Source organism: Streptomyces sp. MAR4 CNX-425, assembly GCF_048656465.1.
Classification (GTDB): domain Bacteria; phylum Actinomycetota; class Actinomycetes; order Streptomycetales; family Streptomycetaceae; genus Streptomyces.
On sequence record NZ_JBMDLF010000025.1, the window covers coordinates 1 to 11,304 of the forward strand.

An 11,304-nucleotide genomic window follows, 5' to 3' on the forward strand; every position below is an offset into this window, starting at 1 on the left:
TACGCAGATAGAGAGGGGTCGCGTAGCACACGTACCATGTGCTGGCGGGGGCCACGCCGGTCCTCGTCCACAACTGCAACGGAAAGCTCGCTGACCTCCCGGTCCATGAGAGGCCGACGCGTTTTTATGCAAAGGCGAGTGAGATGTTGGACCGCATCCAGGGGAACCCTGCGACTCGCGAGCAGATGTATGGCAGCGCCGATGCAGGGCATGGCGGTGTGACTTCGCTGAGTAATGACGACCTGATCCGATTCGGTGGGCCGAATGGGCGTGAACCCATTACCGGGTTCAAGGATTTCGCTCCTGGGGATGATATAAATCTTCCCGGATCCCGGCTGCATATCGCTGACGGAAATAACAGAACCGAGGAGATAAGGAACCGCGTTCTGGATGGGCGGATGCACCCGGATACACTCATTGAAATGATGATTGGAGGGAACTAGTGGAGGCATGGGCTGTCCGACTGGAGTCCTCCGTACACTTCACGGCGTACGTGCTGCGTGGGGATGGTGAGCTTCCCGAGAGGACCTGGGTATGCCTGCGGTCCCCTGAATCGCTGCCGCCGGTGTCCTGGCTCGGCTGTTGGAGCACTCAGGAGAGGGTCGATGCTGGCCGGGTGGGACAAGTACTGGATGCCATCCAGCAATCGATTGAGGAGCCCGTGGCTGTTGGTCCTTATGGGCCAATAGTCAGAGCTTCGATCTACTTCGATTCTTGGGATTCTTGGGGAGGCGGGTCTCCGCGTCCGATTGTTGGGTTCCGGCCGTGGGAATCCAATCCGAGAGGGATCGAAGAAATAGGAATTAAATCTCTCGACTTCTCGCACGGAGGCGTGCGGGTCGAGGTTTGAGATGCCTTCCTGGGGCGATTCCCTGTAGGGATGTCTGAGGAATTACACTGCTGCCCCCACCGGAGAATCCGGTGGGGGCAGCAGTGGTTTGGGAGGGCGTTTGACGGCAACGGTGACGGCAACGTCAGCGGACGATGGCTGCGGCAGGTGGGTCGTTGAGGTCGTCGTCAGTCCACCCGAGGGCGGTGCCGAGGGTGTCGATGGCTTGGCGTTGGAGGCGGAGTCGGACGTGGGCGTAGACGCCGGCGGTCACGCCGATGTGGGCGTGGCCGAGGAGTTCCTTGATGACGACGAGGTCTACGTCCTGTTCCAGGAGCAGGGTGGCGGTCGAGTGGCGGAGGTCGTGGAAGCGGATCGTCCGGAGTCCTGCCTTGTGGAGGAGGCGGCGGAAGCGGCGGTGAGGTTGGTGGGGTCGAGCGGCCTGCCCTTCGGGGTGGTGAAGACGAGCGCGTTGTCCGTCCATCCCGTTCCGGCCGCCTGGCGTTCTTCCTGCTGCCGTTCCTGGTGGATTTTGAGGGAGTTGATGCACTCGGTGGGGAGGGCGATGCGCCGCTCGGAGGCCAGGGTCTTGGTGTTCAGGACGGTCAGGCCCTGACTGCGGGTGCGCTGGAGCGAGCGGTGGATGGTGGCGGTGCCGCCGTCGAGATCGAGGTCTTCCCAGTGGAGGCCGAGGAGTTCGCCCTTGCGGAGTCCGGTGCGCAGGGCCAGTTCGTACAGCGCGTGAAGCCGGTCGTCGCCGGCCGACTGAAGGAACTGCCGGGCTTCGGCGGCGGTGAAGGGCTGGAAACGCCTGGGGCGGGGCGTGGTCGTCTTGACGTTCCGGGCGACGTTGCGCGGCAGTTCGTCCTCGCGGACGGCGTGTTCCAGGGCGGACTTGAGGACCGCGTGGACATACGTCACGGTAAGCGGTGACAGTCGCTTCTCGCAGCACTGGCCGATGGCGCAGCAGGACCGCCGGTCGGTGTCCCGTTCCTGGGCGCAGCACTGGCAGGTGGTGCGGAGTCCGTCGAGGAAGGTGCGGACGTCGCGGGTGGTGAGCCGGGCGAGCTTCTTGGCGCCGATACCGGGGTTGAGGTGGAGGCGGATGGAGGCGGCGTAGCGGGTGTGGGTGTTCTCCCGCAGGTGGTGCACGGCGACGCCGTCCAGCCAGTACGCGAGGTAGGCGCTCACGGTGCTGTCGGCCGTCGCGACGGGGAGGCCGCGGTTGCTGGAGGCGATCTTCTCGGTGAGCTTGGTCATCGCGTCTTTGCGGGTGGTGCCGTAGACGCGGATGCGCTTGCGGGTGTTGCCGGGGGCGAGTACGTATCCGGCGGCTTCCCAGCGTCCGTCCTTGCGCTGGTAGATGGTCCGTCGCCGTTCGCACGGGTACGGGAGCGGCGGGACGAAGCGGGGCGGGGCGTGGTCATCAGGCGGCTTCCTGTTCCATGCGGGTGTGGATGAAGTCGGTGAGGGCGTGGGTGGGGATGCGGCGGGCGCGGCCGAGGGTGATCGAGGCGAGCTGGCCGGTGCGGAGAAGGTCGTAGACGGCGGAGCGGCCGAGCTGGAGGCGGGCCATGACCTGGGGCACCGTGAGCAGATCCAGCTCCGGGACCAGTTCTGTGTGGAGGTCGGCGAGCGAGGGCGAGGCCATCAGTAGCCCCCTTCGGCCGCGAGCTGCCGTTCCTGTTCCCTGCGGTGCCAGACGTGGGCGGCGAGGAGCGCGGCGCCGGGGCTGTAGCCCGAGCCGAGGTAGTCCCACTGGCGGACGACGAGCGTGGTCGTCGGGTCGGGTTCGGGCAGGTCGGCGTGGGCGCGGGCCTGTTGGGTGCACCAGGCGCGGCGGGCGTCGCGCAGTGCGCCGAGGGTGGTGGAGTAGAGGCGGGATTTGGTGGAGAAGTGGCCTCGGAAGCCGAGCATGTGCGCCCACTTCCAGAGCTTGAGGTCGGCGAACTCCGGCAGCCTGCCCAGCTCCCAGCAGGTGCGGATCATCTGCCGGACGTGCCGGGCGACGGCGAGGCGGAGCAGGGGCCGGGTCTGTCCGGTGCCGTCGCAGGCGGTGCACGGGAGAGGGGCCCCGTGGGGCAGGAGGGTGGCGCCGCGTCCCTGGCAGGGGCGGCAGAACAGGGAGCGGTCGAGGGCGCCGGAGGCGTCGGCGGACTTGGTGGCGTACTTCGCCACGTAGGCGGCCACGGCCTGGTCGCTGAATTCGGCGTCGGTGCCGAAAGCGGCGATCTCGCGCACGTCGAGCTGCTGGCCCCAGCCGAGTTCGCGTTCCCCGGCCGCGTCGGACTCGATGAAGATGCGGGCGCGCGGCGCGGCGGCGCGGATGGCGTCGGTGAGCACGGCGACGGTGGCGTCCGAGGGCGGGGGCTGGTCGCTGCCGTCGGGTCCGTCGCGTCGGATCACTGCATGGAAGTGGACCAGGCCGCGCTTCTGGTTCTCGGCGACCTTGGCGAAGGAGACCCGCAGGACGGCGCGGGCGGCCTTCTGGGTGAGGCCGAGCCGGACGGCGAGCTCGCGGCGCAGGTAGGTGGTGAAGCGAGCCCACAGGGCTCCGGCGTGGGCGTTGAAGAGGACCGCGCTCGCGTAGTCGTACGTCGCCGAGTTGAGCGGCGTGCCCAGCAGGGGGTCTGTGGGTTCGTGGCGGGTGCCGCAGCGGCAGGGCCGCGTGTCGGGGCGGTTGTGGACGGGCTGAAGGAGGGTGCGGTGAGGGTGACGAAGACGCGGGGATGAGTGCGGGCGGTGTCGGGCACGGTCTTGCGGGGAGCGGCCGCGGCTCGGGAGCAGCCTTCAAGGGCACCACCGATACCTCCTCAGCCGCTTCCTCCCGCCGGGTGAGGACAGGCCGGACAGCAAAGGATGGTTCGGGCCGGGGTCCAGCCCATGCCCGGGTCATCCGCGTGATCGCGACGGTGCGGGGCGGGTGGTCAGGCGGGGGTGGTGGTGTGGGTGAGGAAGGCGGACCAGGCTTCGGGGGTGAAGCAGAGGTGGGGGCCGGCGGGGTCCTTGGAGTCGCGGACGTGGACGGCGCCGGGGACGGGGGCGACCTCGACGCAGGCTTCGTCGAAGTTGTTGCTGTAGGTGGACTTGCGCCAGGCGACAGCTACTTCGACGCACGCGCCGCCTTCGTCCTTGCTGTAGCTGGACTTGAACCAGTCGAGCCTGTCCTTCATCGCTCCTCCAAGCCCGCGATCATGTCACGGCGGCACATCGCGATATTGGCTCTCTGCGCATCAGCGTTGAGCACTCCGCCCGCCTGGCTTTCAGCGTAGGCAGGGTGCTCGTGTTCGGGTGTTTCCAGGATGACGAGCGGGTCCCGGAGGCCCGGGGTGCAGGCCCCGCTCGGACATACTCCTCTGTTTGCAACGTAGAGGGGCTGGTCGCGGCTCAGGGCGACCGTCTCGGCTTCGTACGCCATGTACTCCTGCGAGTACGACGCGAACTTATCCCGCTGCCGGTCGCCCACCGCCGCCACGAACATCCCCTCGCGGGTTATGCCGTCCGGGTCCGACACCGCCTCGTCTGATTGCCCCAGTACCGCCACGGCACCGGCGCCGTGAGGGTGAACCGCGGGCTACGCGTTCTTCTCGCGGGTCTTCAGACCGATCTGCCAGCGGTAGAAGCTCATCGCCAGCGCGTAGTCGAGCCCCGCGCGGCCGTCGAGGAAGCCGCGCTTGTACACGTAGGCGTACGCGAACGACACCAGCGGCTTCAGCGGGGCGCGGTGGAAGAGCTGGCCCTGGCGGGTTTTGGCGACGCGGATCTCCTCGCGGACCTCCGGGTGGTGTTCGAGCCACGCCTCCCAGTCGGAGTAGCGGTTGTGCCGGTCGAACCAGGTGCGTACGGGGTCGAGGTCCTCGTGCTCCAGCGTCGCCCGCAGCCGCACCACCTCGCCGTCGGCTAGGGGCTGGTAGTGGCCCTCCTGCTCGCCCATGCCGGGGGCGTCGAGGTCGCCGAGCTCCGGGAAGCGGACGCGGGTGCGGTCCATCAGGGCGCGTTTGACGATGGTGTAGCCGTGGCGCAGGCGCTTGCCCGCGAACCAGTAGCCCAGGGGGATGTCGAACGCCGCCGGCGCCACCCGGCGGGAGCCGTCCGCGGTCGGGTCGAAGATGCGGTGCAGCTCGGCGATCAGCTCCGGGCTGGGGGTCTCGTCGCCGTCGACGAAGAGCATCCAGTCCAGCTCGGGGCGGACGTGGTCCAGGCACCACTGCTTCTTCTTGGGGTACTTGCCGTCCCAGGTGTACGGGACGATCTCGGCGCCCTCGGCCTTCGCCAGGGCGCGGGTGTCGTCCGTGCTGTCCGAGTCGACCACCACCACGGCCTCGAAGTGGTCGATGACGGACCGCACCGTCGTCGCGATGTTCTCGGCCTCGTTCTTGGTCGGTATCGCGACGACGATGGGCAGTGGCTTCAACTCGGGCTCCTACAGCAGGTCTTCGTACTCGGGGCACAGGGTGCGGACGGCTTCCTCGGCGTGGGCGATGTCACCGGAGCGGATGGCCTCCCGGGCCAGCTCGTCGTTCGTCGCCGCCGCGCTCTCGATCTTGGCGCAGGCCTCCTCGCCCGCCTCCAGGATCGCCGCCGGGTCCACGCCCTCGGGCACCCGGTCCTTGAGGTACGTCTTCTCCTTCTCGGAGAACTCGCCCTCCGCTCGCTCCAGGTCCTCCTCGGGCACCTTCTCGGTGTCGTCGGACTTCCCGGACTCGGGCCCCGGGTCCTTCGGGGTGCGGTCGTCCGCCGGCTGGGACGCGGACGGCTTGGCCGCCGCGTCGTCGTCCCCGCCGTCGTCGCCGCTGCAGCCCGCGAGGGCCAGGGTCAGGGCGGCGGCCGCCGCCGTCAGGGTGCCGGCTGTTCTGCGTGTCGTACGGGCGGCGCGCATCAGTTCGCTCCGAACGTCAGCGTCAGCTTCGGGTCGTACGAGGTCTCCCGCGCCCGCACCCACCAGGCGTCGGTGCCGTCGCTGGTCAGCGCCACGTCCAGGGTGCCGCCGAGGGAGCCGGTGAGGCCGGCGGTGGTCAGCGGCGCGGTGTACTCGGTGTCCAGGTCCGTCGCGCCGGTGAACTCGCCGAGGGCGGTCGACGACAGCGACGGCCGGTTGGCGTACGTCACCTCCGACTCCGACCAGCTGCCGGTGACCGGCCGCACACCGATCGTGTCCGAGGTGCCCGCGCTGGCGTCGTTCGTCGTGCGCAGCGTCAGCTTCGCCGACTTCAGCGTCATTCCGCTGGGCGCCTCGGGCAGCGAGAACCGCAGGTAGCCGAGGTACGGGGAGGTCTTCCTGACGAGCAGGATGTTGTGCGTGCCGTAGTTGGCGTCGACCGCCGCGCCGTTGACGTACGCGTCCGCGGTCGCGGTGCTCTCCAGTGTGGTCTCCGTCGGCGTGCCCGGCGTGGTCACCTGCACGGCCTCGGACTTGGCGGTGGTGTTGCCGGCGGCGTCGCTCGCGGCGATCCGGTAGCTGTACGTCGTGCCGGGCTGGACGTCCCTGTCGGTGAAGCTGCCCTGCGGCAGGGTCCAGAAGTTGGAGTCCAGCGTCGGCTTGGTGGCCAGCGCCTCGCCGTTGCGGTAGAGGGTGTAGGTCAGCTTGCTGTCGTCCCGGTCCCAGCCGGCCTTCCAGCGCAGCCGGACGCCGCCGTCGACGTTGGCCGCGGTCACGGCGGTGGGGCCGGCGACCGGCTTGCGGCTGTCCGGGGTGTTGGCGAAGCGGACGAGGCCCTGCTGCTTCTTGTTGCCGTTGGACTGGATGCGGGTGAACTCACCGCCGATCCACATGTAGTCCTTGCCGCCGCTGGACGACGTGGCCATGACGCGCGGGCCGATCTGCTCGGTGCCGGACGGGCCGTCGTCGGTGTCGGGGAACCAGGACAGCAGCGGCGTGGGGTCGTCCACGGACTCGGCGAGCATGTGCTGCCGCTCGTTCAGCTCCGGGAACTGGCCCATGCTGCCGCAGTTGTGGGCGTGCGAGACGCTGTACAGCACGTCCTGGTAGACGGTGACGTCCTGGGTGGCGCCCAGGCAGGTGTCCCGCCAGCGCTCGGTGAAGGACCCGCCCAGGTTCATCGCGAGCCGGCCGTCGAAGACGCCGCCGCCGTGGCCCTCGTGGGCGGTGTAGATGCCGGTCCCGTCGATGTGGATGCCCTTGACGAGGGAGTTCCAGTGCATCTCGTACGGGTTGTTCTTGTTGTTGCTGACGCCCTTGTAGGCCCGTACGGTCGCTCCCGTGTCGGCGCGGACGACGGCGAGGCCGTGCACGTCGGCGTCGCCGTTGAGGCCGTTGAAGTCGCCGCCGAGGACGACGTTGTTCCCGTCCGGGGTCTCCTCGATGACCCGGCCGGCCCGGTCCGGGCCCGCGTTGGCCTTCCAGGAGGTCAGCGCGCCGGTGCTCGCGTTCACCGCGGCGAACTTCACCCGGCTGGTCCCGCGGACGGACTTGAAGTCGCCGGCCATGTACAGGCGGCCGCTCGCCGCGGCGTCGAGCCCGTAGACGCGCGCGGAGACGCCGCCGACGTCGAAGCCGGTCTTCACGCTGCACGAGGCGATGTCGATCGCCGCGACGCGGCTGCGCGAGGTGCCGTTGACGGAGGCGAACTCGCCGCCCGCGTAGAGCGTCCTGCCGTCGGGGGAGACGGTCAGGGCGCGCACGGTGGCGGTGCCGGAGCCGATCGTGAAGTCCAGCTCGCAGCCGGTCGGCTCACCCGTCGCGGCGTCGAACGCGGCGAAGTTCGCCACCTTCGTCTCGTCGGTGCCGGCCGCCGCGCCGGGCGGGCGGATGGCGGAGAACGTACCGCCGGCGAAGACCACGCCGTTGGACTCGGCCATGGACCACACCACGCCGTTGGTCTGCCAGGTCGGCAGGTCGTCGGCGGTCATCGCCACCGGCGGGGTGACCGCACCGGCCTCCGGCGAGGAGTACGTGACGCCGGCCGTCACCAGCGTGCCGGTCGCCACCGCGACGGCGGCCCCGAGCGCGCCCCACTGCCGCGTCCTTCTGTGCTTCTGCCGGTGCTTGCGCTTGTGCATGTGCCCCCCTGGGCCGTCGTCCCCTGCGGCCGCGCGTCGCGAGTCCAGGAGAAGAATATCCGCTTTTACCTGTCGATCCTGACGGTGGTGCCGGCAAGCTCGGCGTCGAGCGCCGCGATGTCCGCCTCCACCATGATCCGGGCCAGCTCGGGCCACTTGACCTGGGGCTTCCAGCCGAGCAGGTCGCCCGCCTTGGTGGCGTCCCCGATGAGCGCGTCGACCTCGCTGGGCCGCTCGTACTTGGGGTCGAAGCGGACGTACTCCGTCCAGTCGAGCCCGGCGGTGGTGAACGCGGCGTCGAGGAACTGGCGGACGCTGCCCGCCTCCCCGGTGGCGACGACGTAGTCGTCGGGCACGTCGCGCTGGAGCATCAGCCACATCGCCTCGACGTACTCCGGGGCGTAGCCCCAGTCGCGTATCGCGTCGAGGTTGCCCATGTAGAGGCGGTCCTGGAGCCCCGCCTTGATCCGCGCGACGGCGCGGGTGATCTTCCGGGTGACGAAGGTCTCGCCGCGGCGCGGCGACTCGTGGTTGAAGAGGATGCCGTTGACCGCGAAGAGGTCGTACGCCTCCCGGTAGTTGACCGTCGACCAGTAGCCGAAGACCTTGGCGCAGCCGTACGGGCTGCGCGGGTGGAAGGGCGTGCGCTCGTTCTGCGGCGGCGGGGCGGAGCCGAACATCTCCGAGGACGACGCCTGGTAGATCCGGGTGTCGATCCCGGCGGCCCGGACGGCCTCCAGCAGCCGCATGGAGCCGAGGCCGGTGACGTCCGCGGTGTACAGCGGGGCGTCGAAGGAGACCCGGACGTGGGACTGCGCGCCGAGGTTGTAGACCTCGCCGGGCGCCAGGTCGCGCAGCAGGTTCACGAGCGCGACGCCGTCGGAGAGGTCCGCGTGGTGCAGCACCAGGCGGCGGCCGGGGTCCTGCGGCTCCTCGTAGATGTGGTCGATGCGCTCGGTGTTGAACGACGACGAGCGCCGTACGAGGCCGTGGACCGTGTAGCCCTTGGCGAGCAGCAGTTCGGCGAGGTACGAGCCGTCCTGGCCGGTGACGCCGGTGATGAGGGCCGTCTTGCCCATGGGTTCCCTCTCCTTGATTATTCCGCCGGATGGCAGAATCCGTACTTTTGGCGTCCTCCTCCGCCCGGAGGCGGGGATTCCAACCCGATCCACACTCAGACCGAGAGGCGATCGCGTTGAGGTTCGCGGTGCACCGGCCCGGCAACCCGTGGCCCTTCCCGCGCAGCGACTGCCCGCCCGGCAGCCGTTCTGATGTTTCTGGCGGCGTTCACGTCGGCATTGCCCGTATGTCCGCAGGCGCGGCAACGGAAGACGGCTTGGCTCTCGCGCGCCTCCCGGTCCACGGTCCCGCAGGCCGAGCAGCGCTGCGACGTGTACGCCGGGTCAATGGTGACTACGCGGCCAGGAGCCTTGTGCTCCAGCCGCCGGGCCAGCGCCCCCCATCCGGCGGTGAGGATGCCCTGGTTCAACCGTGCCTTCGCCTTCACACCCCGCCCCGGCTGGGCCGCGGTCCCGCGTGCCGAGGCGGTCATCGCCCGGATGCTCAGCGCTTCCAGAGCGATCGTGTCGAATCGGCGGGCCAGATCGGTACTGGTCTTCTCGACCCAGTCCTTGCGCCGGTCGGCTTCGCGGGCATGCATCCGTCCCACGGCCGCTTTCACCCGGTGCCGCCTCCTCGAACCACGTCGGCAGCGTGCCAGACGCCGCTGCAGCCGGCGCAGCCGCCGACCCTCCGACGGACGCAGCCCTGCCATGGTCAGCAGTTCGCCGGTGGACAAGGCAGCGGCCACGGCCACGCCGCGGTCGACACCCACGGTGGCACCGTTGCCGGGGGCGGGGATCGGATCGGGCACGGCGGCGAAGGCGAGGTGCCAGCGGCCGGCACGGTCCTCCGTCACGCGATACGACTTCACCCCGTCGGGCACCGGCCTGGACAGGCGGAAGCGCACCCACCCGGCCTTCGGTATCCGCACCTCGGCCGTATGGCGGCCCAGTCGCCGAACGCACTCGGGCTTGACCGCAACAATCCGGAAGCCCTCGTGCCGTCCGGCCTTCCGCCAGGTGGGGCGTCCATGCGTGCCGGCGAAGTAGTTCGCCATCGCCTGGGCGAAGTCCCTCAGTGCCTGTTGCTGCACCATCTGTGATCCTGCCCGCAGCCAAGAGAACTCCGCACGTGCCCCGGTCAACTGCCGAGCTTGGGCGACATACCCTGGAGCCGACCCGCGGCGAGGTGTCCACCAAGAGTGCTGTTCGACGGCCAGGTTCCAAACGAACCGGGCATGCGCACAGTGCGAGGCAAGGACTCGTTGCTGCTCGCTCGTGGGTCGCAGACGGTATCGGGACACATGCTGAATGTAATTCCCGCCACTGACAACGGCATCACCAACGAAGGGAGAAGGGGTTTCCGTCCCTGGCCTGAGCCCGGGAGCCACCGCCCCGCAAGTCCGATGACTGCATCGAACGAACCGTCCCCGCCCGTCGGCGACGATCTCCTCCCGCCCGGCGCGCGCGTCTTCGTCGCGGGCCACCGCGGACTCGTCGGCTCGGCCGTCGCCCGGCGGCTGACCGCCGACGGGTACGAGGTGCTGAGCCGCACCCGCGCCGAACTGGACCTGCGGGACGCCGAGCGGACGGCGGCCTGGCTGGCGGCCGTACGGCCCGACGCGGTGGTGCTGGCGGCCGCGAAGGTCGGCGGCATCATGGCCAACAGCCGCTACCCCGTGCAGTTCCTTGAGGACAACCTGCGCATCCAGCTGAGCGTCATCGCCGGCAGCCACGCCGCGGACGTACGGCGGCTGCTGTTCCTCGGCTCGTCGTGCATCTACCCCAAGCTGGCGGAACAGCCCATCCGCGAGGACTCGCTGCTGACCGGGCCGCTGGAACCGACCAACCAGGCGTACGCGCTGGCGAAGATCGCCGGCATCGAGCAGGTGCAGGCGTACCGGCGGCAGTACGGCGCGGCGTACATCTCGGCGATGCCGACGAACCTGTACGGGCCGGACGACAACTTCGACCTGGAGACCAGCCACGTGCTGCCGGCGCTGATCCGCCGCTTCCACGAAGCCCGCCAGACGGGGGCGGACGAGGTCGTGCTCTGGGGTACGGGGACGCCGCGGCGGGAGTTCCTGCACGTGGACGACCTGGCGGGCGCGTGCCTCGCGCTGCTGCGCGGCTACGACGACGACGCGCCGGTCAACGTCGGGTGCGGCGAGGACCTGTCGATCCGGGAGCTGGCCGAGACCGTACGGGACGTCGTCGGCTACCCGGGGCGTATCGCCTTCGACGCGAGCCGCCCGGACGGGACGCCGCGCAAACTGCTGGACGTCTCCCGGATCACGGAGCTGGGCTGGCGGCCGGAGATCGGGCTGCGGGACGGCATCGCGGCGGTGTATGAGCACTGGCGCGGTACGGCGCCGGCGGGCGCCTGACGCCCAC

Annotated in this window: 10 protein-coding genes and 2 pseudogenes; 2 read left to right on the top strand and 10 right to left on the bottom strand. The window is 69.7% G+C overall.

From position 1 onward, the window contains the following. Positions 1 to 143 precede the first annotated feature (143 nt). On the top strand, positions 144 to 443 hold the full coding sequence (locus ACHZ99_RS33145) for a hypothetical protein (RefSeq protein WP_420308554.1): 300 nt from the start codon (positions 144 to 146) through the stop codon (positions 441 to 443). A 531-nt stretch (positions 444 to 974) separates the two neighbouring features. Here the strand turns inward: ACHZ99_RS33145 and ACHZ99_RS33150 are convergent. The 10 genes and pseudogenes from ACHZ99_RS33150 to ACHZ99_RS33195 all read right to left on the bottom strand — a co-directional run bounded on the left by ACHZ99_RS33150 (position 975) and on the right by ACHZ99_RS33195 (position 10,214). After that, positions 975 to 2,256 (bottom strand): annotated as a pseudogene (locus ACHZ99_RS33150) (tyrosine-type recombinase/integrase). Further along, positions 2,256 to 2,480 (bottom strand): helix-turn-helix domain-containing protein, encoded by a 225-nt coding sequence (locus tag ACHZ99_RS33155; protein ID WP_420308555.1) that lies wholly within the window; start codon positions 2,478 to 2,480, stop codon positions 2,256 to 2,258. Before ACHZ99_RS33155 ends, ACHZ99_RS33150 begins: the two are co-directional and overlap by 1 nt. After that, positions 2,480 to 3,591, bottom strand: a pseudogene (locus tag ACHZ99_RS33160) (replication initiator); the annotation flags it as partial. The pseudogene ACHZ99_RS33160 and the gene ACHZ99_RS33155, both read right to left, overlap by 1 nt. Positions 3,592 to 3,756: 165 nt before the next feature. Then, complete coding sequence (locus ACHZ99_RS33165) at positions 3,757 to 4,002, bottom strand: DUF397 domain-containing protein (RefSeq protein WP_420308556.1); 246 nt, start codon at positions 4,000 to 4,002, stop codon at positions 3,757 to 3,759. Beyond that, positions 3,999 to 4,373, bottom strand: coding sequence for a hypothetical protein (locus ACHZ99_RS33170; protein ID WP_420308557.1), 375 nt, complete (start codon positions 4,371 to 4,373; stop codon positions 3,999 to 4,001). Before ACHZ99_RS33170 ends, ACHZ99_RS33165 begins: the two co-directional genes overlap by 4 nt. A 30-nt stretch (positions 4,374 to 4,403) precedes the next feature. Then, complete coding sequence (locus tag ACHZ99_RS33175; RefSeq protein WP_420302735.1) at positions 4,404 to 5,243, bottom strand: glycosyltransferase family 2 protein; 840 nt, start codon at positions 5,241 to 5,243, stop codon at positions 4,404 to 4,406. A 9-nt stretch (positions 5,244 to 5,252) separates the two neighbouring features. After that, positions 5,253 to 5,708 carry a hypothetical protein gene (locus ACHZ99_RS33180; protein ID WP_420308558.1) on the bottom strand — a complete coding sequence of 152 codons (456 nt, stop codon included), beginning with the start codon at positions 5,706 to 5,708 and terminating at the stop codon, positions 5,253 to 5,255. Further along, the gene (locus tag ACHZ99_RS33185) at positions 5,708 to 7,849 is read right to left on the bottom strand and encodes a DUF7594 domain-containing protein (RefSeq protein WP_420308559.1); all 2,142 of its coding nucleotides are present in this window, start codon (positions 7,847 to 7,849) and stop codon (positions 5,708 to 5,710) included. Before ACHZ99_RS33185 ends, ACHZ99_RS33180 begins: the two co-directional genes overlap by 1 nt. A 65-nt stretch (positions 7,850 to 7,914) precedes the next feature. Further along, positions 7,915 to 8,928, bottom strand: a complete 1,014-nt coding sequence (gene gmd / locus ACHZ99_RS33190) for a GDP-mannose 4,6-dehydratase (protein ID WP_420308560.1) — start codon at positions 8,926 to 8,928, stop codon at positions 7,915 to 7,917. Positions 8,929 to 9,023: 95 nt separating this feature from the next. Further along, on the bottom strand, positions 9,024 to 10,214 hold the full coding sequence (locus ACHZ99_RS33195) for an RNA-guided endonuclease InsQ/TnpB family protein (protein WP_420308561.1): 1,191 nt from the start codon (positions 10,212 to 10,214) through the stop codon (positions 9,024 to 9,026). A 102-nt stretch (positions 10,215 to 10,316) separates the two neighbouring features. On the opposite strand from ACHZ99_RS33195, the gene ACHZ99_RS33200 reads away from it, so the two are divergent. After that, entirely contained in the window at positions 10,317 to 11,297 is a 981-nt protein-coding gene (locus ACHZ99_RS33200; protein WP_420308562.1) for a GDP-L-fucose synthase family protein, read from the top strand. Positions 11,298 to 11,304: the final 7 nt, after the last annotated feature.